13 protein-coding genes are annotated in these 21499 nt (G+C 36.2%); 5 read left to right on the plus strand and 8 right to left on the minus strand.

Going from position 1 to position 21499, the window contains the following annotated elements:
* Nucleotides 1–250 precede the first annotated feature (250 nt).
* On the minus strand, nucleotides 251–673 hold the full coding sequence (locus EPI11_RS18785; RefSeq protein ID WP_128391530.1) for an META domain-containing protein: 423 nt from the start codon (nucleotides 671–673) through the stop codon (nucleotides 251–253).
* A gap of 515 nt (nucleotides 674–1188) precedes the next feature.
* Between EPI11_RS18785 and EPI11_RS18790 the strand changes: the two genes are divergently transcribed.
* Entirely contained in the window at nucleotides 1189–1674 is a 486-nt protein-coding gene (locus EPI11_RS18790; RefSeq protein ID WP_128391531.1) for a GNAT family N-acetyltransferase, read from the plus strand.
* Nucleotides 1675–1683: 9 nt separating this feature from the next.
* Entirely contained in the window at nucleotides 1684–2175 is a 492-nt protein-coding gene (locus EPI11_RS18795) for a MarR family winged helix-turn-helix transcriptional regulator (protein ID WP_128391532.1), read from the plus strand.
* A 426-nt stretch (nucleotides 2176–2601) separates the two neighbouring features.
* Here EPI11_RS18795 and EPI11_RS18800 read toward each other — a convergent pair whose 3' ends face one another.
* The 7 genes from EPI11_RS18800 to EPI11_RS18830 form a co-directional block, all read right to left on the minus strand.
* Entirely contained in the window at nucleotides 2602–3939 is a 1338-nt protein-coding gene (locus EPI11_RS18800) for an anaerobic C4-dicarboxylate transporter family protein (protein ID WP_128391533.1), read from the minus strand.
* Entirely contained in the window at nucleotides 3936–5345 is a 1410-nt protein-coding gene (aspA, locus tag EPI11_RS18805) for an aspartate ammonia-lyase (protein WP_128391534.1), read from the minus strand. Before aspA ends, EPI11_RS18800 begins: the two co-directional genes overlap by 4 nt.
* 30 nt (nucleotides 5346–5375) lie before the next feature.
* Nucleotides 5376–6425 (minus strand): type II asparaginase, encoded by a 1050-nt coding sequence (locus EPI11_RS18810; RefSeq protein WP_128391535.1) that lies wholly within the window; start codon nucleotides 6423–6425, stop codon nucleotides 5376–5378.
* Nucleotides 6426–6451: 26 nt separating this feature from the next.
* Nucleotides 6452–7693: a DcaP family trimeric outer membrane transporter gene (locus EPI11_RS18815; RefSeq protein ID WP_128391536.1), complete on the minus strand. Its 1242-nt coding sequence runs from the start codon at nucleotides 7691–7693 to the stop codon at nucleotides 6452–6454.
* Between the two features lie 340 nt (nucleotides 7694–8033).
* Nucleotides 8034–8780, minus strand: coding sequence for a succinate dehydrogenase/fumarate reductase iron-sulfur subunit (locus tag EPI11_RS18820; RefSeq protein ID WP_128391537.1), 747 nt, complete (start codon nucleotides 8778–8780; stop codon nucleotides 8034–8036).
* A 16-nt stretch (nucleotides 8781–8796) separates the two neighbouring features.
* On the minus strand, nucleotides 8797–10707 hold the full coding sequence (locus EPI11_RS18825) for a fumarate reductase/succinate dehydrogenase flavoprotein subunit (protein ID WP_128391538.1): 1911 nt from the start codon (nucleotides 10705–10707) through the stop codon (nucleotides 8797–8799).
* Nucleotides 10708–10715: 8 nt separating this feature from the next.
* Nucleotides 10716–11372 (minus strand): succinate dehydrogenase cytochrome b subunit, encoded by a 657-nt coding sequence (locus EPI11_RS18830; RefSeq protein ID WP_128391539.1) that lies wholly within the window; start codon nucleotides 11370–11372, stop codon nucleotides 10716–10718.
* A gap of 441 nt (nucleotides 11373–11813) precedes the next feature.
* Between EPI11_RS18830 and EPI11_RS18835 the strand changes: the two genes are divergently transcribed.
* The 3 genes from EPI11_RS18835 to EPI11_RS18845 form a co-directional block, all read left to right on the plus strand.
* Entirely contained in the window at nucleotides 11814–12320 is a 507-nt protein-coding gene (locus tag EPI11_RS18835) for a DUF4402 domain-containing protein (RefSeq protein ID WP_128391540.1), read from the plus strand.
* Between the two features lie 60 nt (nucleotides 12321–12380).
* Nucleotides 12381–13241, plus strand: coding sequence for a fimbrial biogenesis chaperone (locus EPI11_RS18840; RefSeq protein ID WP_128391541.1), 861 nt, complete (start codon nucleotides 12381–12383; stop codon nucleotides 13239–13241).
* A 53-nt stretch (nucleotides 13242–13294) separates the two neighbouring features.
* Nucleotides 13295–21499 (plus strand): fibronectin type III domain-containing protein (locus EPI11_RS18845; RefSeq protein WP_164879225.1); only part of this gene is annotated, 8205 nt, incomplete at its 3' end.

The raw sequence follows: 21499 nt of genomic DNA on the forward strand, positions 1-21499 counted from the left end.
ACCCGGTACCGGCAACCGATTACTGGTTCACTGTTACCTACCCTGAAACTGTGGGAACAACCGTGATAAACAAAGAATTTAAAGCACATTTCTCTTTAAAACGATAAGCACACACATGGTTTAAATATCATAAAAAAGCCCTGCAATTGCAGGGCTTTTTGTATAAATAATGTATTCACTTAAAAATATTTATAAGCGTTATTGTCTTTCCGATCAATATTAAAAGATGAATACCGAAATTTTAGTTTCTTTATTCAAAACGCATCATTACAATCTCATTGTTTAAAAATTCAAGTTTTCCTTCTTTTATATGATAACGATCAATTTTGTTAAGCAAATTTACAAAAGTATTCTCTCCAGCTCCTTGGCATATCATTATGGTTTGCAGGGGTGAGTTAATTGAAATAAAATCTCCGTTGATTTTAATTCTGCTTGAAAATGAATTACAACTAGTAAATCCATTTATTTCATTACTATTTAGATTAAAGGTAACACGTGGTTTTTGATTGGGGTATAATCCATCAAACGCAATTCTTGGACTAGTAATATAAGTCAATGCCCAAACTTTTTTTGGATCTTTTAATTCTGCTGGTATTGCAGAGGGTGTTTTAACGCTCTCACATGAAAAAATTATGGAAAGCATTAGTACAAAATAAATAGAGTGTTGTTTCATGATAAATAAATTCAAGTTATTTATAAGTTCATTAAGTATTACTTCCCAGTTTTAATAAACTTATTAATTTATATTGCTATGTGTTTAGCAAATTTAGATAATTGGATTAATTATTTTTTAATTATTTAACTTTCATTTTAGGTATAAAACATATTTTTTTGTTAATAGTAAGTTTGAGGTTTAATATGTTAGGGTTTTACTTTCAAATTTAGTTGAATAGTTAAAAATTAGATTAATTAATTGTCTTTAATGAAAACTTTCCAGTTATCTTAAATATAGCAAAAACATCTTCATAGTTTTATCAGTATACTAAAATTACATGATCTATATTTATTTTAAAATTTAATTGGCAAATAAATAACATAATTTGTTAATTAAATATCAATTTATGTTTAATGTACGCTTTATGATTAATGTTTCGTATGTTTTTTTGGTTGATATAATTAAATTTTATTTTAGATTATTTTGTTTTTATGTATTTAACTACGTAGTTTTGTTGTGTAAATTAATAAACTATGAAAACAATTATTATTCCTATTGGGAATGAGCATGCAGAAGCAGCAATTGATTTAATTTTAAATATTCAGCAGAAAGAATTTAATGTAGCAATTTCTTTAGAAGATCAACCTGATCTTTTGAAAATTAATGCTTTTTATTATCAAAGTGGTGGTTGTTTTTGGGGAGCCTTTATTGAGGGGGAGTTGATAGGTACGATTGCTCTAGTGAAATTTGATAATAAGGTGGGGGCTATTAGAAAAATGTTTGTAAAAAAGGAATATAGAGGAAAGGAATACAAAATAGCCCAACAATTGTTAGAGACATTAATTACTTATAGTAAAGAAAATGGTATAAACAATTTATATTTGGGAACAGTTTCAATATTGGAAGCTGCCTTACGTTTTTATGAAAGAAACAATTTTGTACGTATTGATAAAAAATCTCTTCCTGAGACATTTCCTTTAATGAATGCAGATAATGTATTTTGTCATTTAACATTATAATAAACGGATATGAATATTATAGACGAATCGGGTATTTTGGCCCTGTCAACAAGATTGCAGCGACTTAGTGAACAATTGCGTAAAGATGGCGCCTTACTTTATAAATCGTTTGATATTGAGTTTGAACCCAAATGGTTTCCGGTTATTTATACACTCTATCATAAAGATATATTGAGTGTAGTAGAAATAGCAAATGAGATAGGTTATACACATCCATCCACTATTAGTTTATTGAAAGAACTCGAAAAGCAAAAACTTATTCGTTCTAAAAAAGATAAAGTTGACGAACGCAAACGTTTGCTTCAGCTTACTGCTAAAGGTCAGGAAATGATTTTAAAAATGAAACCTGTTTGGGATATTATGACCAGTGTCCTTAATGAGATCGTTGACAATGACAACCATTTACTTAAAGCTATTAATGAAGCCGAAAATAAAATTGCTAATCAAAGTTTTTTACAACGGGCAATACAATTAAAAAGGGAAGCAAAGTCTGACGAATAATTATTCATTCCATCAACAACAATAATTTTACGGTGATTGCGATAATTGAATCAATTTGCCAGAGCGAAAAAATGACTTTATTAAATGTATGCAAAAAAAACCTACAGCTTTTAGTCGGACTACTAATTTATTTCGAATGGACCTGCTGCCAAAATCATCATAAATAAAACGAACTGTTACTCCTTCTTTGGTTTTTTGGTTGAGTACCATTGCTAATTGGTTACCTATTTCATCATCTTCATAGATATAATATTCAATATGAATATGTTCTTTAGCTTGTTTTAAGCTTCTAATACTGCCGGAAACTTTTCTTCTCCGTTTATAAGAAGCTTAACTGATATAATATAGAAGTGTTTCTACAGCTATATTAAAAAACCTCAGAACCAATAATTAGTCCTGAGGTTTTACAATATTAAAAACAATAAACTATAAGAAGCTGCTCAGCATAAAACCTGCGGCGATTGCTACCGCTATTGAAACGAGACCGGGTATCATAAAACTGTGGTTAAAAACATATTTACCAATGCGGGTTGTACCTGTACGGTCAAAATCCATTGCAGCTACAAGTGTAGGATACCCGGGTAATATAAAGTCACTGTTTACTGCAGGAAACATTGCTATTAAGTGTGGTGGAACAATTCCTAAAGCTATTCCCATAGGCATTATAGTTCTCGTTGTTGCTGCCTGACTAAAAGTAAGTGCTCCTACTATAAAGAGCGCAAATGCAAATGTAAAAGGATACTCTGAAGTAATATCTTTAAATGTATGTTCGATAATACTTTCATTTGCTGCCATAAAAGTAGCACTCATCCATACTACACCTAAAACAGATACGACAGCTGTTGCCATAGAAGTAAATAAGCTCATCTTAGCAACCTCTGTAGGAGCTGTTTTTGTGATTAGCATCATAAGGGCAGAAGCAGAAAGTGTTATCATTATAATAAGACCTGTAAGATTGACAGCACCATCAGCATTAACGGCAAAACCTGGATTACCTGCTTCTACAACCGGTACAAATTGTGGAAAAGCACCAAAGAAAATAATTAGAAGAATGGCTAATCCAAATATTAATACCGATGTTTTTGCCCCGGGTTTTAGATCAACCTGATTAACAGTTGTTGTTGCTTCTAAACTTTTAGCAAATTCAGGATCCTTCATTTTTTCCAGGAATTCGGGATCTTCATTTAATTCTTTACCTTTTTTCCATACTGAAATAACTCCGGCAGCAATACCGATAATACAGGCAGGTATGCATATTTTCATAATATCAACTGCTGCAGTTGAATAAGCCAAAGTAGCCGCCAATGTAGCAGTAGCAGCACTCATCGGGCTTCCTGTTAAAGCCATATGAGAAGCAATAACAGATATACTTAGAGGGCGCTCAGGTCGTATTCTTTTTTTTGCAGCCACTTCAGATATAATTGGCAATAAAGAATAAACGATATGAGCTGTACCTGCAAAAAGGCATAAAAAGTAAACTGTAAAAGGTGCTATAAAAGTAATATGGCTTGGATTCTTTCGAATTATTTTCTCTGCAATCCTTACAAGATAATCCAATCCACCGGCGGCTTGTAATGTAGCTGCCGTAGTTACTATTGCCATAATAATTAATAAAACGGATACCGGAGGGTCTACCGGTCGCATGTGAAAGACTAGCACAAATATCAATAACCCAATCATTCCCATAACACCTAATCCAATTCCCTTAAGCCTGGATCCTATAAGGATCATTGCAAGTAATATTATGAGTTGTACTATGATCATGCTGTTATAAATTTAGGATGTATAAGGTTTTCAAATGAGTAAATCTCATCCCACTTTTCTTTTGTAATTAATTTCTGTTCATCTACTACGATCTCATAGATAGATTTTCCGGTTTTCAATGCTTCCTTTGCAACTGCTGCACTGGTCTCGTAGCCTAATATTGGATTAAGTTGGGTTACTATACCAATACTTTGCATTACCAGGTTTTTAGCATGTTCAACATTAGCTGTAATGCCTACTACACATTTATCTTTTAATGTATTACATGCTCTAGACATGTATTCTAAAGAAGTAAATAAAGCAAAACTAATTACAGGTTCCATAACGTTCAATTGTAATTGACCAGCTTCAGCAGCCATAGTAACTGTTAAATCGGCACCAATAACATAATAGCAGGTTTGGTTTACAACTTCCGGAATTACAGGATTAACTTTGCCTGGCATGATTGAGGAGCCCGGTTGCATTGCAGGTAAGTTAATTTCATTGAACCCGCAGCGTGGGCCACTGCTAAGTAACCTAAGGTCATTACATATTTTGCTTAGTTTTATAGCGCTTCTTTTTAATATACCGCTTAATTCTACAAAAGCTCCAGGATCATAAGTAGCTTCAAAAAGATCGGTTGCTAATGTTACAGGAATACCGCTTATTTCGCCTAAATGCTTTACACAAACATTTGAATAGCCTTCTGGTGCGTTTACCCCTGTACCAATTGCAGTTGCTCCCATATTTACTTCGGTAATCAGTTTTTCCGATTCGCGAAGTCGTACAACATCTTCCGCTAATGTAGTCGCAAAAGCATTAAATTCCTGTCCCAATGTCATTGGTACAGCATCCTGTAATTGTGTACGTCCCATTTTAAGAACATTATCAAACTCTTTTCCTTTTTTATAAAAAGCTTCCTGTAATTGTGCTAATGCATCAGCGAATGCTTCAATTTTAAGATAAGTAGCGAGCCTGAAAGCTGTAGGATAAGCATCGTTAGTACTTTGAGATAGGTTTACATCATTGTTTGGGTGAAGGAATTGGTATTCTCCTTTTTTGTGCCCTAAATATTCCAATCCAAGGTTAGCAATCACTTCATTTGCATTCATATTTGTCGAAGTACCCGCTCCTCCCTGAATAAGATCACTAATAAACTGATCTGTAAATTCTCCATTGATAAGACGATCACAGCCATATACAATTGCCTCTGCTTTTTTAGGATCTAAAACGCCAAGATCCCTGTTAGCAAGAGCCGCTGCTTTTTTTACATATCCAAAAGCTTTTATAAATAAAGGCTCACTGCCTATTGGGATACCTGTAATATTGAAATTTTCTTTAGCACGTATTGTTTGTACTCCATAATAACAATCGTCCGGTATTTGTTTTTCACCTAAAAAATCATGTTCTGTTCTGAAAGTAGTCATAATAATATCGTTTAAAAATTTGTAATAGTTTTAAAACTTAAAGAAGTATTCCTGAAGTTGTTTTCGGTCTTTAGTTTTCATTAATCCCAGCATTAAAAGGATTCTTGCTTTTTGCGGATTTAAATCGTCTGAAACAATGGTTCCAAGTTCATTATCACTCACTTCACCATCTAAAACCACTCTGCCAGAGATACATCTGCTGGCACGACACACTATAATATTGGCGGCTTTTGCTTTTTTAACGGCATCTGTAAATGCTTTTGAAAAATTTCCATTTCCTACACCTGCAATAACAATAGCATCCACCTTTTTTTGAATCAAATAATTCATATAGTCTGCAGATGCATCGGCATACATATAAACGATCTCAACTTTGGGTAAAACGGTAGAGTTATTTACTGTAAAAAAGTTCTTTTCGGCGACATCCCTTTCAGATTTTTTATAATATTCAACTTTTCCATCATACACTTGTCCAAGTGCACCTGTATTAGGGCATGAAAAAGCATTCACTTTTGTAGTGCTTGTTTTGGTAACTTCTCTGGAATCATAGATGGATTCGTTAAAAGATACTAATACGCCGCGTCCGCGACTTTTAGGTTCGGCAGCTACGATAATAGCATCTAAAAGATTTTTAGGTCCGTCGGCACTAATAGCAGTAGCAGGACGCATTGATCCTGTAATTACTACAGGATATTCATGAGTAACAACTAAGTCCAGAAAATAAGCTGTTTCTTCCTGAGTGTCCGTACCGTGTGTAATAACGATACCATCAGCTTCATGTTTACTAAAAATCTCATTAATGCGTGTAGCCAGTTTTTTCCATATTTCAATACTCATATCCTGACTTCCGACTGAAGATATCTGTTCGGCGCTAATATCAGCGATAGTATTTGCTGAGGGTATAGCACCTATTAAATCAGATACAGGTATTTTTCCGGCAGTATAACCAGCCCTGTCAGAGGAGTAGCCGCTTCCTGCTATGGTACCTCCTGTAGCCAAAATGATTATTTTAGGTTTTTGTTGTGCAGATATAGTAATGGTAAAAAGGCATATAAACAGCAACAGTAAAAATTTTCTCATAATTCTATATTATTTAAATTGTTTTATTAAAAGTTAAACAGCATTCCGAAGTTAATGCGAACGGCATTAGCTCCCTGAGTACTATTGTCGGTATATTCCAGTTCTTTATACCCAAACTGAGGTTCTACTGCTACCATTAAATAATCAAGGAAATTGTAGGAAACGTTTAAGGTAAACTGATAGTTAGTCATTTTGTCCCAACCAGCCTGAGTCCCGGCTCCATCATAAAAATGGTTATAAGAAGTAATTACCATGGCATTGAATTTTTTTGTAAAAAAACGTTGGTAAGAAATAAACCCTGCGTGTACAGGTAATAACTCCAGCTGTCCGTTATTTAAAGAATTAGCAAAACCGTCAAGACCTGAGCCGCCAACAGCAAGAAAATAGCTGGCTATTCCTTTACCGAGAGACCATTGCGCCTGAAGATTATTTACCAACCCAGAGTTTTTTCTAAAAAACACACTCGTAATTGCAGTAACTCCTCCTCCTGATCTTGAATGAAAATCAGAAGTTGTTTCTCCTGCTGCTATATTTTGTGAATTGTACCCTATATTTCTATAAAGTCCTGCCAGTTTCATAAATCCTCCATTTTTAAAAGCATAACGGATGCCGCCTGTTACATCAGGTACTCGGCTAGGTGCATAGTCTATTCCATGATCCGGGCTTAAGGTGTAATCATAAGCACGGCGCGGTTCCATATATTCTAAGGCAATTTCGTACGATGCTCCGGTATCTTTTTTAAACGCTCCGGTATATCTTACCTGTATTCTACGTGATAATACCATTCCTGTAGGACCATCCCAATCTAAAAGCGAAGCAGGCCATAATGAGGAGTCACCAAAAGTTGACCAGTTTTGGCCTATCATCCAGTGGTCGTATTGTATCCATGCATGACGGAGCCTGAATTGAGATGTATTATTTGGACCATCAAAATCGCCCTCAAGCATTGATTTCAGTTCTTTTCCATTGCTAAATTGAGTTGTATTAACAAAACGCAATTGCGATTGTCTCATATCCATACTAAATGAAGGAATGTCTTTACCGTTCACATCATTTTTATGGATAAGAAAAGAACTATTACCTGCAAGGTTTCCTTTAATATCAGTTATTCCATTTAATTTGAGACGCCCAATAAGCCTGGCTGTAATTCTTGGTTTGCCATTAAGCGAATCTTTAGTTTCTACAGCCATCAATTGAGCTTTTGCAGAATAACTTAGGAGGATACAGGTACATGAAAAGATTAAAAAGAGAGTATTTTTATGAATCATACTGGTACAGTTTTAATTAGTAAGGATTTTTTATTTGAGTTTTTCCGTCTTAAGAGCGGAATAATTCGTTTATTATAAACTGTAACATAAACTAGCCTGTTCAATAAAAAGACTCCTGAAAGCGTATAGCTAGTATAATTTTTGATAATACTTTTTGATTAAAGTATTAATATGTAAGATTAAAATTAACAATTAAAATCCAAATGGGTTTGAAAACCAACAGACATAAAAGTTAAAATAATGATAAATTAAAAAGTATAAATAACTGAAGCAAATTGTAGTCAGGCTTAAGCCTATTATAGAATAATTATATCTCAAAAATACAGGACTGTAACTCACATTATTTTTTTAGTAATCTAGCTTTATTATATTCATAGTTCATTCGGGCAATTGACAATATAGATATACCTTGAGGGCATTCTACCTCACAGGCTTCAGTATTAGAACAACCTCCAAATCCTTCCATATCCATTTGATTAACCATTGTTAAAATTCTTTTTGAAGCTTCTATTTTTCCCTGCGGAAGCAATGCCATATGTGTTATTTTGGCACTTACAAACAATGCTGCGCTTGAATTTTTGCAGGTTGCAACACAGGCTCCACATCCAATACAGGCAGCTGCATCAAAAGATGCTTCAGCCGCTTCATAGGATATAGGAATGCTATTAGCTTCCGGTGCCTGGCCCGTTGATACGCCTATATAACCTCCGGCTGTAATAATAGAATCGAAAGAAGACCGGTCAATTTTTAAATCCCGTAATATAGGAAATGCTGTTGCCCTGAAAGGCTCTATATATATAGTATCACCATTCTTAAAGCTTCTCATATGAAGCTGGCAGGTTGTAGTGTGTTTAAGAGGACCATGAGCCCGTCCATTAATCATTATACCACATTGTCCGCAAATACCCTCTCTACAATCATGATCAAATTCTATTACACGTTCACCAAGCATAACAAGTGATTCATTTAAAAGATCAAGCATTTCAAGGAAAGACATATGATGTGAAACGTTATCAATTTCATAATCTACCATCATTCCTTTAGAAGAAGTATTTAGCTGCCTCCATATTTTTAGATATAGCTTCATGGTCGTTTTAGTTTAATTATTTATAACTTCTTACGGTTAGCTGTACTGATTCGAATTCAAGAGGTTCTTTATGCAATTGAGGGAGTTGTTCTTTTCCTTTCCATTCCCAGGCAGATACATAACAAAAATCTGTATCATTTCTTACAGCCTCTCCATCGGTAGTTTGATATTCTTCCCTAAAATGTGCTCCACAGGATTCTTCTCTTTGTAGAGCGTCGTGACACATTAGTTCTGCCAATTCAATATAATCAGCTATTCTGCCGGCTTTTTCCAGTTCACTGTTCAAAGTATCGTCGCCCGTTATAAGCAGATCTTTTTCAAAAGACTCTTTCAATAATCGGATAGATGTAATGGCTTCTTCTAAATTTTCTTTACTTCTTGATAAACCACACTTTTCATAAAGCAATCTTCCAATCGCTTTGTGAAAGTAATCGGCCGAAAGGCTTCCTTTGTTTTCAAGGAATTTGTCCAATTGATTCCTAACTGATTTTTCTGCTTCTTCAAATGCAGGATGTGAACTATCTGTTTTTGATGTATTCAATTCTCCTGATAAATAGTTGGGTATAGTATAAGGAGCTATAAAGTAACCGTCTACACATGCCTGAAGCAATGAATTTGCGCCCAGCCTGTTTGCACCATGATCAGAAAAATTGGCCTCTCCAAGAGCAAATAATCCAGGGATGGTAGTCATTAGCTCGTAATCTACCCACAAACCACCCATAGTAAAATGTGCTGCAGGGGAGATGAGCATAGGCTCTTTATAGGCATTAATACCATTAATTTTTTCATACATCGCAAAAAGATTACTGTATTTGGCCTCAATTTTATCTTTACCCTGAGCGCTAATAGCATCTGAAAAATCGAGATAAACAGCATTTTTCATTGGTCCAGCACCATAACCTGCATCGATACGTTCTTTTGCAGCACGTGAGGAGATATCTCTGGGTGCCAGATTACCAAACGCGGGATAGCGACGTTCAAGGTAATAATCACGTTCATTTTCAGGAATGGTATTAGGCTCTCTGTCGTCACCCGTTTTTTTAGGTACCCATATGCGTCCGTCATTTCTAAGTGATTCAGACATAAGGGTAAGTTTAGATTGATTTTCTCCATGTTGAGGGAGGCAGGTAGGGTGAAACTGTATCCAGCTTACACCGGCCATATAAGCCCCTTTTTTATGAGCTCTCCAAATAGCAGAGCTGTTACAGCCCATAGCCAATGTAGAAAGATAGTATACTTTACCGTATCCTCCTGTGGCAAGTACAACCGCATCTGCGGCATGGCGTTCCAATGCTCCGGTTTCAAGATTTCGTGCTATAATGCCTTTTGCTTTTCCATCTATTATAACTAATTCGAGCATTTCATGGCGCGTATGCATGATAACTTTCCCTGTGTTAACCTGGCGAAGGAGCGATTGATAAGCTCCCAATAAAAGTTGCTGGCCTGTTTGTCCACGTGCATAGAAAGTACGGGAAACCTGTACACCGCCAAAAGACCTGTTGTTTAAATATCCTCCATATTCTCTCGCAAACGGAACGCCCTGGGCTACAGCATGATCAATCAGGTTTGCTGAGCATTCTGCCAGTCGGTATACATTTGCTTCACGAGATCGAAAGTCGCCTCCTTTTATGGTATCATAAAACATTCTAAAAACATTATCGCCATCATTTTTATAGTTTTTAGCAGCGTTTACGCCACCCTGAGCTGCTACCGAGTGTGCTCTCCTGGGAGAGTCCTGAAAGCAAAAAGCCTGGATATTGTATCCTTGTTCTGCAAATGATGCAGCACAGGACGATCCGGCAAGACCGGTTCCTACAACGATAATATTCATTTTTTTTCTATTAGCAGGATTTACAAGTTTTGCCTTTGCCTTATAATTATTCCATTTATCTGCCAGAGGGCCTTCCGGTATTTTTGAATCTTTCATTTCCATAATTATTTAAAATAAATATAAAGTGGGATTGCCATAAAGCCTCCGGTGATGATTGTAGTATAGATCCATCCGGTTATTTTTATTGCTTTAACATATTTGGGATGGTAAAGACCAAGCGTTCTTGAAGCACTAAAAAAACCATGCAGCAAATGAAATCCTAATGCAATAAAAGATACTTCATAAATTATTACATACCATAATTGAGAATAGGCTTGTACTACAACCTGATAGAGGTCTTTATTACCTGCCTTATCGATAGGTAAATCGGTGAACTTATATGTATACCAGAAATCTTTGAAATGTATTATAAGAAATAAGAGTAGTATTGTTCCTAAGATTCCCATATTACGGCTATTCCATGCACTTGCAACATTTCTTTTATCATAGTGGTAACTTTTTCCGTTAGAGCGGTTATTATTTATAGTTACAATTAAAGCATATACAGCGTGACAGATAAGTGACAGATATAAAATCCAGGAAATAGTTTTGATTACGATATTACCGGATAGTGTAGTGGAGTACCAATTAAATTGTTCTCTGGCCTGATCTTCCGGTAAAAAAAGCTGAAAATTGCCTAATAAATGTATAATTAGAAAAAAACACAGAAACAGACCTGTAATGGCTATGATGAGCTTGTTTTTTAAAGTAGTCGATTTCATTGTCTTCAGGAATTTTAAAATATTTATTTTCTGTAAACCCTAAGTTAGTACAATCCGATGACTTTGGGTCTGAATATTTGAAATAATAGATAAAAATGTAATAAAAGTCTGCTAATATTAATCTTATAGAATTCTATTAATGAGAATAGTTGTCAGATTACTAAATTGGCAATAAAAACATATGGTTAATCTTCTTTTATTTAAAATTCTCCTGTTATATCAGGATCATTTTTTTTACACTTTATAGATAAATTAAACCATTTTAACGATAAAAAACTATTTTTTTTATTGTCTCATTTATGTTGTATATACATTTGATAACGTGGAATATACAGTTAAACGCATTAATAATTATTTAATTCACTTTTTTCGTTGCACTCCTTAAATTTCCACACAATGTTGATCTTTCTAACTTTAGTATTAATAAACATACCTTGCACCATGAAAAAAGTAATTATCCCAATCAGTTTTTGCCTTCTAGGCCTTTTATTTACGCCTTCAGTATTTGCTCAGGCAACAGCTTCTGCGAATGCTTCTGCAACAATAGTAACACCTATAAGTATTTCTAAAAACACTGATATGAATTTTGGAAATATTGCTACAAATGGAACTGTAGGTACAGTGGTTTTATCGCCAGCGAGTGGCAGGACATTTACGGGAGGTGTTAGTTTACCTGCAACTACCGGTACAGTTACAGCAGCGTCTTTTACAGTTGAAGGTTCCGGTTCTTATACTTATGCCATTACTTTACCTTCATCAGTTATTATTTCAAGTGGTTCAGACCAAATGACTGTAAATAATTTTACCAGCACACCGTCTTCGACAGGAACTTTAAGTTCTGGTTCACAAACAATAACTATTGGAGCAACTTTAAATTTGATAGCATCACAGGCCGAGGGGTCTTATACCTCTGCAACTCCTTTTGCTGTTACAGTTAACTACAATTAAGACATTTGTGTATTAGTGTGTTTTAGTTTTAGGTAATATCAAATTTATTATTATATTATTATGAACAATACCCTCTTTATTAAAGCAGGGATTGCTCTGTTAATGCTATCAGTTATGGTTATTACAGAGCAATTGTTGTACCCGTCTAATAGCATAAGTCAGGGTGATCTTGTAATTATGCCTCGCAGGGTAATTCTAGATGCGAGTAAAAGAACTCAAGAGTTAAATGTAGCCAATACAGGTGCTGATAGTGCAAAATACCTTATTTCTGTAGTACAGTACAGGATGCTCGAAAGCGGAGCTTTTGAGGAGATTGCTGAACCCGATTCCGGTCAGAATTTTGCAGATAAAAATTTCCGATTTTTCCCGCGAAGTGTTACACTTGCTCCAAATGAATCACAAACCATTAAAATTCAGGCTATAAATACCAATGATTTAAAATCAGGAGAGTATAGATCACACCTTTATTTTAGAGCTGTTGCAAAAGACAGACCAATAGAGGATGATGCTTCAAAACTTCCTCAATCATTATCTGTGCATTTGGTTCCTACATTTGGTGTTGCCATTCCTGTTATTATTAGAAATGGAAACTCGACTTTAAAGGTTAATATTGAAAAACCGGTATTTTCATTAAATGATAATGGAGTACCTCAATTAAATATGAAATTCAACAGAACAGGGAATATGTCTGTTTATGGAGATCTTAAAGTAGAGCATATTACGGCAACAGGTAAAATTACTCAGGTTGGTATTGCAAAGGGTTTAGCTATTTATACTCCTAATCCAGTGCGTAATTTTATGCTCAATCTCGATAAGTCCTTAGGAGTAGATTATCATAAAGGAAAACTTAATATCGTTTATACAACTTCATCAGAGTCAAAACCAGTAGTAATCACTTCTTCTCAGATAGATCTGTTTTAATACAGAAATAGTTTTTAAACGAGCCATACGTCTGATAAATTAAGCCTCAACACATGAAAAGAAAAATTACTTTTTTATCGTGTAGATGTATACTTATTGCTTTTATACTCTTTGCCGCTACCTTCAGGGTTTGTGGTCAATCAGTTACTAATTATACATTTGCGGGTACAACCGCTGGAGGTTTTACACCAATTTCTGGTGGAAGTACTACAACATGGACCGGATCTACAGATGATGGGGCATCGGCACTTATACCTATCGGATTTGATTTTTGGTATATGGGTACGCGTTATACCACGATTTCTGCTTCTACAAATGGTTGGTTATCGTTAGGTTCTGTTCCTACAGATTATGTATATACTAATAGTTTATCTGCTTCCGGATCACCAAGACCTGTAATCGCTCCATTATGGGATGACCTTGATATCGTCTCTACTGCAAATGTTACTTATAAAACAGCTGGAACAGCTGGAAATAGGGTATTTACAATACAATATTTAAATGTTGAATGGAACTATTTAGCCATTGGTGCCGTATGTTCTTTTCAGGTAAATCTTTATGAAACTACAGGAAAGGTTGAATTTATTTACCGTTCTGACACTTTTGCTGCAAATCTCGCATCTGCTTCTATCGGTATTACTGCTGCAGCGACCGGATCAGGAAATTATTTATCTGTAAATAATGCCGGTACAAGCACAAGTTCTACAAGTGAAGCAAGTATTACAACCAAGCGGGTAACTGGTAGAACGTATGGATTTACTTCACCAATACCTACTGCTCCCGGAAGCCTTAGCTTCACAGCAGTATCACTCTCATCAATGACATTAAACTGGACTGACCTTTCTTCAAATGAAAGAGGTTTTGCCATATATCGCTCTACAGACGGAATCAATTATTCTTTTGTGAGCCAGGTAGTGGCAGGAGCTACTTCTTCATTACAAACCGGACTTAATACCGGAACAACTTATTATTGGAAAGTATATGCTGTTACAGAAGGGGGTATGAGTAGTTCACTCAATGGAACCCAGGCGACCAGCTGTAACGGGCCTATAATCTCACAATTACCGGCAACAAATTTAATTTCTTATTATAAATTTGAAGGTAATGCGGTTGACGCCACGGCAAACAATTCAGGTACTTTTCAGGGAGGTACACCAACAGCGTCAGCAGATCGATTTAATGTTGCCGCAAAGGCTTATACTTTTAATGGAAGTTCCAATTACATCTCAACATCAACTGCTTATGTTAACCCTGCTTCAGTAAGTGTTTCTTCCTGGTTTAAAACTACAACCACTGTAGGTGGGGTTTTGATGGGATTCTCAAGTCTTCAAACCGGTGGCAATGGTAACAGGGATCGATTTATTTATATGACGAGTACAGGGATATTGTACTTTGGTGTTGCACCTGGTGCTGTAAAAAAATACATTAATACAACTACTGCTTACAATGATGGAAATTGGCATTTAGTTACAGCTACTCTGGGTGCAAGTGGGATGAAACTATATGTTGATGGTGTACTATCTGCAAGTGATTTAAGTGTAACTACAGCAGAGACGATTACAGGATATTGGCGATTAGGACACAGCGATATTTCTACATGGCCTAATGAACCTTCAAGTTATTATTTTCAGGGAACATTAGATGATATGGTGGTTTATCACCGGGAATTATCTGCAGCTGAAATAGGTGTACTTTACAATTCACCTGATGGTGCAGGGAGCAATTCACCTGTATGTTCTGGAGCATCCCTTAACCTGACAGCAACTACTGTTGCAAGTGCCAGTTATTCGTGGACAGGCCCTAATGGGTTTACGTCATCATTGCAAAATCCGATTCTTACTTATTCTGCAGTAAATGCAGGTATTTATACTGTACAGGTTACTATACCCGGATGTGCTGCTCCTACAACTGCTTATACAAATGTTGTATCTACTACCGCAAGTGGACAATGGACGGGTAATGTAAGTACAGATTGGGCTAATGCTGCTAACTGGTGTAATGGAACTTTACCAACAGCAACTACCGATGTGATAATTGGTGCTGGAGCTACAAGAATGCCTAACATTAGTACAAGTGTGAGTTGTAGAAATCTTACAATAAATAGTGGGGCAAGTATAACATTGACAGGAACTTTAAATATTGCGGGTACACTAACTAACAGTGGTACTTTTACAAATACAGGAACTATAAATTTTAATGGTACAACTGGTCAGCAAACATTTTCAGGGCTTACTTCATTTTATAATGTAACACTGAATAACAGTAATGGATTACTATTACCCTCAGCGATTACTATTACAAATGACTTAACGATTACAGCAGGAACATTGAACGCAAATAATTTCAATGTTACTATAACTGGAAACTGGACGAACAATTCCTCAGCTACAGCTTTTACAGCTGGTACCGGAACAGTTACGTTTAATAGTTCAACAGCCAAAAGTATTGGGGGAACTTTTTCAACTACTTTTAATAATCTTATTATAGCCAATATTGGAAATACAATTAGCCTGGCTATTAATACCAGCATTACCGGAAACCTATCTGTAAACACAGGTACATTTGATCTCGGAGCTTTTACAGCTAATCGGGCAACAGCAGGGGGTATTCTTACCGTAGCGAATAATGCAACACTAAAAATAGGAGGTAACAATACTTATCCTTCAAATTATGGTACAAACACTTTAGTAACTGCCAGTACTGTAGAGTATTCAGGAACTAATCAGGCAGTTGCAAATCAGGTTTATGGTAATCTTAGACTGACCAGTTCATCAGGTGCAGCAGTAAAGACTTTTCCTGCTACAGCATTAAGTATAATAGGTAATCTAACAAGTGCATTAGGTGCAGGTACTTCAGTGGCTTTTACTGCTGCTTCTGCAATTACGATAAATGGAAATGTAGCTATAGGAGCATCTACTACATTTAATGGAGGTAGCTTTAGCCATAACATAGGAGGTAACTGGTCTAATAGCGGCACATTTAACGGTAATACAGGTACTGTAATTTTTACAGGTTCAGGTACTACCGTGAGCGGTTCAGGTGTTCAGAATTTTAATAGTGTTACAGTAGCTGCATCCATGGTTAGTTTTTCGGCAGAAGGGCTTAGTTTATCAGGAAATCTGGCCACAACAGGCGCAGGATCATTTACTCAGGCATCGGGCGGAACTTTGACAATGACAGGTACAGGCACAACTATTAGTGGTGTTTCAATTGCTCCGGATAATCTGATAATTAGCGGAACGGTAACTACTACATCATCTATCGTGTTGACAGGCAATTTAACGGTTAGTGGTAGTTTCATCGCCAGTACTGGCACTATTATTATGAGTGGAACATCAAAGACAATATCAGGTGCAGGTACTAAAACATTCTATATACTATCTCTTACAGGTACAGTCACTACGGCTGTTAGTTTTAATATTTCCTCAGGTCTTCTTGTATATGGAAGTTTAACTGCATCCGCAGGAACAGTGACCTTTACGGGTACTTCTAGTTTGAGTGGCACTGCTAATTTATTTAATGTAACGATAAATGGAACTTCATTACAGCTGTCTGCCAATGCAATTTTAGGTATTGCCGGTACTCTTACTGTTACAGCAGGTACATTGAATGTAAGTTCGACCCCCAATACTGTAAATTTTAATGGAAGCGGAGCACAAAGTATAAATGCTCTTACCTATAATAATTTAATAACGAGCAACGCAGGTAACAAAACTGCCGCCGGTGCAATAACAGTAAATAATGATATAACAATAGGATCTGGTACAACATTTATTGCCGGGTCGTTTACACATTCTATTTATAACAACTGGTATAATAATGGAAGTTTTACTCCGGGAACGAGTACGGTACAAATTCTGGGAAGTCAGAACTCAGTGATTAGCGGAGCCACAACATTTAATATTCTAACATTAAATAATACCAGCTCAGCCATAACGCTTACTTTATTGAGCAATGTATCGGTAGCAACGGTTAATATGATAACGGGTACTATGCTGACAGGAGCAAATACAATAACCATAACAACTACAAGAACAGGTAATGGTATTATTTTGGGTACGATTACCAGAAACCATGCTTTTGGTTTACTATTGTCAGGCTATGCTTTTGAAGGACCGGATAATATTGTTTCTTTCACTGTTGCACTAGGAGTGAATAGTGTAACAGTATCTGTAGCTACAAATCCTCCGGGTGATTTTCCGTTTAATGGATCAATTAACAGGATGTACACTATAAGTATTCCAAATGGTATTGGTGTTCTTGGAACAATTCGCTTTCATTATGAAGATAATGAATTAAATGGGAATAACGAAAGCACCATGACGGTGTGGCGTAATTCTGGAACTACATGGTCATCCAGTGGAAAAACGGCTAACAATACTACTAATAATTATGTTGAAGTTGGTTTGCCGGGTGCCGGTACAAACCGATGGACGTTATCTGATAATGCTAATGTTGTGCAATGGAATGGAAGTGTTAGCAGCGACTGGAATACTGCTAATAACTGGACAGTCGTTCAGGGATCGGCTTCAAGGCCGCCTGCTGCCACAGATGTTGCTAACATCGGTACAGTAGCATTTACCAATCAGCCTACTATAAGTACAGCCGTAAATGTTAAGAACATCAATTTTGGAAGCGTTCAGGCTGCAACGCTTACTATGGCAGCTGGTGGATCACTTGTTGCATCTGATATAAAGGGAAGCTGGAGTACTAATGCTACACACACTATTAATGTAAATGGACAAACTGTAACTGTAAATGGCGATTTAACACTTAGTGATGGTACCAGTGGTCATGCTATTAATTTAAATATAGGTTCAGGTACAGTTAGTATTGCGGGTACACTAACTCAAAACGGCAATGCTAATATTATATTCACAGGAGCAGGTAACCTGAATATTGCAGGAGATTTTAATTATACAAATGGTGTTTTTACACCTGGCTCAGGAACAGTAACGTATAACGGCAGTGCGAATCAAAATGTTGGTATAGTAAATTATAATAACCTAACAGTTAATAAAACGGCTGCTAATGCAATTGCAACCAGTGGCTTGACTATTGGAGGGAACCTGACCATTACTGCGGGTGAATTTGATAGTAATGGAGTTAGCACAATTACAGGTAATGTGAATATTGCTTCGGGTACAACTTTTCAGAACAACAGTACTGTGAGCGTAGGAGGCAATTGGAATAATAACGGTTCTTTTACATCAAATAACTCTGAAACAAGTGTCGTTTTTAACGGTACAGGAGCACAAAGCATATCTGCTACGACCTTTAATAATCTTGAATTCAACAAGCCTATAGGTACTATTGCAACATTAACGGGTAATGTTACAATTAAGGGTAATCTAACCGGAACTTCGGGAACACTCGATATTCAGTCTTTTGTATTTAATAGAGATGTACAGGGAGGAACAGCTACATTAAGTGACGCCGGTACTTTAATTATTGCCGCAGATAATGCTCCAACCAGATTTGCAAATTATGCTTTAAGTACTAATAGTACAGTTATTTTTAATGGAACCGGTACACAGAATTTACAGTTGCCGGGAGTTGTTTATGGTAATATAATTTTTAGAAACGCAGGAACAAAAATATTATATACTCCAATTACGGTAAAAAATGATTTAACTATAGAGAATACTGCTGTTTTTAATGGAGGTGCGAATACCATTACCGTGAATGGAAACTGGACCAATAGCGGGACATATGTGCCTGCAACCAGTACTTTATTATTTACAGGTACAACTAAAAACATTACAGGTAATACTACTTTTAATCAGGTAACTGTTACGGGTAGTTATACTATTTTAAATGATGTAACTTTTAATGGCTTACTGAATATAACAAGTTCGGGAGCTCTTAGCGGGGGAGCAAGTATTAATACAACACTTAATGCCGACCTGACTAATAGCGGTACATTAAATACGTTAGGCTCTACCACTTTTACAGGCAATGTTTTACAAACCCTTAGTCTTATTAATGCGGTTTCTACAGTAGCTATGACCGTTAATTTTAATGGATCTGTTTCGCCTGTATTGAACTCAACTTCGCCTCCACAATTTGGCTATTTAAATATTAATAACACAGGTGGTGTAAACGCCAGTGTTGGCTGGACTATACTTTATACTCTTACTGTAGGGAATGGAGCATCCTTTAACGCAGGTACATCTACACATAACTTACAAGGAGCCCTCACAAACAATGGTATAATTACAAGTGCAGGAACGTTGAACTTCATTCCTACAACAACAGTTACACTTAACATGGGAACTAACTTTTCCAGTACTGGGTTGGTAGTTTTTGGAGGTGCAGGAGCAATAACACTATCAGGGACTCCTGGTTCGTTGAAAGATGTGCTTATATCAAATACTAACGTAGCGGGTATTACTTCTGTTTCTAATCTTACTATTACAAATAATTTTACCATTAATACAGGATCAGTATTCAATGCAGGAAGTTATAGTTACTCTCTTGCCGGGAATTTATTAAATAATGGGACATTAAATAGCGGAACCTCTACTTTTACTTTAAATGGAACTGCTATTCAGGATATTTACTCTGTCTCTCCATTATACAAGCTAACTCTAAATAATAGTGGAGGTACAGTTACTTTATCTTCAAATGTAACGGTTAATAATGCGCTTACTTTTACAACTGGAAAAATACAAACGGGTAATAATATATTAATTCAGCCGGTTACAGGTTCTGTTTCCGGAGCTGCCCAAAATACAGGATGGGTGTATGGCAGGTTACAGAAAAATACAGGAACAGGCGCTGTTACAAAGACATTTGAAATAGGGAATGCGCTTAATTATCTTCCGGTTACAGTTTCTTTTGCTAATGTTAGTACTTCAGGAAATCTTACCGTATCTACTATTGAGGGTGATCAGCCAAGTGTTAGCAATTCAATTATCGATCCTGCAAAAAGTGTTAATCGGTATTGGACAATTAGTAATAGCGGTATAGTATTTACAACTGCTAATATCACTTTTAATTATTTAGCAGCAGATGTAGATCCAGGCGCTTCGACGAATGCTTTTGTTTTAGGTGAATATGGTAATAGTTCCTGGAGCTATCCAATGGGTAATTCTTTAACACCAACAAGTTTTGCAGTAACAGGAATAACCTATTTTGCAGATTTCCAGATTGGTCAAAGAGCGATTTCCATTAAAACCTGGGATGGCGGAGCAGGAACAAGCAATTGGGGAGACGCAGCCAATTGGAATACAGATGGTGTGCCTACAGTTAATGATAATGTTGAGTTAACCGGAGCATATATCATTAATGTTAACATTCCGGCAGTAACTAAAAATCTGCTATTGAGTAATTCAGGGCTTGTTTTGAGTACAATAGGTGCTAATACGCTTTCAGTATCCGGAAATTTAATACTTGCTTCGGGAACATTAAATATAGCTTCAGCATTTCCATCGGTAACAGGAAGTGCAGATGTATCTGCAGGAACCGTTGGTTTTACAGGGACTGGATCGCAAACCATACCTGTGTACAATTATTATAATCTTGTAAGTAGTTCATCAGGAGCCAGGATATTTGGATCGCCCGGCACAATAGGTATTGCTAATGCATTTACTCCGGGTACAAATAGTTATACTGTTACAGGAAGTACTGTAAGTTATAATGGTGCCGGAGGACAAACAATAGCAGCATCGGTTTATAATAACCTGTCATTGGATAATGCAGGAACAAAAACCTTTGCAACGGGTATAATAAGTGTGGCTGGAAGTTTAACGTATGCAAATACAATTACCCCGGATGCTTTATCCGGTTCTGGTACTATCAGTTATAATGGTACAAGTGATCAGACTATTGCAGATATGAATTATTACAATCTTGATGCTGCAAATCCATCCGGTATTGTTACACTGCATGATGTAACCGTTAATATGGTATTTAGCGTGACTAAAGGAACTGTCCATATTGGTAGTACGAATGACGAACGTAAAATTAATATATATGATGATATAACTGTTGCCAGTGGGGCAACATTGACGGTGTCTCCATCGTCTGATGTGAAACATTCCGTTAATATTGCCGGAGATATAGTTAATAACGGAACATTGGATATGACCTCCGATGTAAATAGCCTGGCAGGTGTGAACTTTATTAGAGATGGAAATCAAACCATATCAGGATCCGGAATTAGCGATTTTCATGAAATAACTGTAAATCAGGGTAGCAGTAATTTAAATACTTTAACAGTAACTACAGCAGGATTTGTAGTGCCAAATGGTTTT

Source organism: Flavobacterium cerinum (assembly GCF_004028155.1).
Taxonomy (GTDB): Bacteria; Bacteroidota; Bacteroidia; order Flavobacteriales; family Flavobacteriaceae; genus Flavobacterium; species Flavobacterium cerinum.

What these genes read in the sequence shown, in the direction of transcription:
- EPI11_RS18785 (WP_128391530.1), bottom strand. Translation starts at nt 673, where the DNA reads ATGAAACAACACTCTATTTATTTTGTACTAATGCTTTCCATAATTTTT.
- EPI11_RS18790 (WP_128391531.1), top strand. Translation starts at nt 1,189, where the DNA reads ATGAAAACAATTATTATTCCTATTGGGAATGAGCATGCAGAAGCAGCA.
- EPI11_RS18795 (WP_128391532.1), top strand. Translation starts at nt 1,684, where the DNA reads ATGAATATTATAGACGAATCGGGTATTTTGGCCCTGTCAACAAGATTG.
- EPI11_RS18800 (WP_128391533.1), bottom strand. Translation starts at nt 3,939, where the DNA reads ATGATCATAGTACAACTCATAATATTACTTGCAATGATCCTTATAGGA.
- aspA (WP_128391534.1), bottom strand. Translation starts at nt 5,345, where the DNA reads ATGACTACTTTCAGAACAGAACATGATTTTTTAGGTGAAAAACAAATA.
- EPI11_RS18810 (WP_128391535.1), bottom strand. Translation starts at nt 6,425, where the DNA reads ATGAGAAAATTTTTACTGTTGCTGTTTATATGCCTTTTTACCATTACT.
- EPI11_RS18815 (WP_128391536.1), bottom strand. Translation starts at nt 7,693, where the DNA reads ATGATTCATAAAAATACTCTCTTTTTAATCTTTTCATGTACCTGTATC.
- EPI11_RS18820 (WP_128391537.1), bottom strand. Translation starts at nt 8,780, where the DNA reads ATGAAGCTATATCTAAAAATATGGAGGCAGCTAAATACTTCTTCTAAA.
- EPI11_RS18825 (WP_128391538.1), bottom strand. Translation starts at nt 10,707, where the DNA reads ATGAAAGATTCAAAAATACCGGAAGGCCCTCTGGCAGATAAATGGAAT.
- EPI11_RS18830 (WP_128391539.1), bottom strand. Translation starts at nt 11,372, where the DNA reads ATGAAATCGACTACTTTAAAAAACAAGCTCATCATAGCCATTACAGGT.
- EPI11_RS18835 (WP_128391540.1), top strand. Translation starts at nt 11,814, where the DNA reads ATGAAAAAAGTAATTATCCCAATCAGTTTTTGCCTTCTAGGCCTTTTA.
- EPI11_RS18840 (WP_128391541.1), top strand. Translation starts at nt 12,381, where the DNA reads ATGAACAATACCCTCTTTATTAAAGCAGGGATTGCTCTGTTAATGCTA.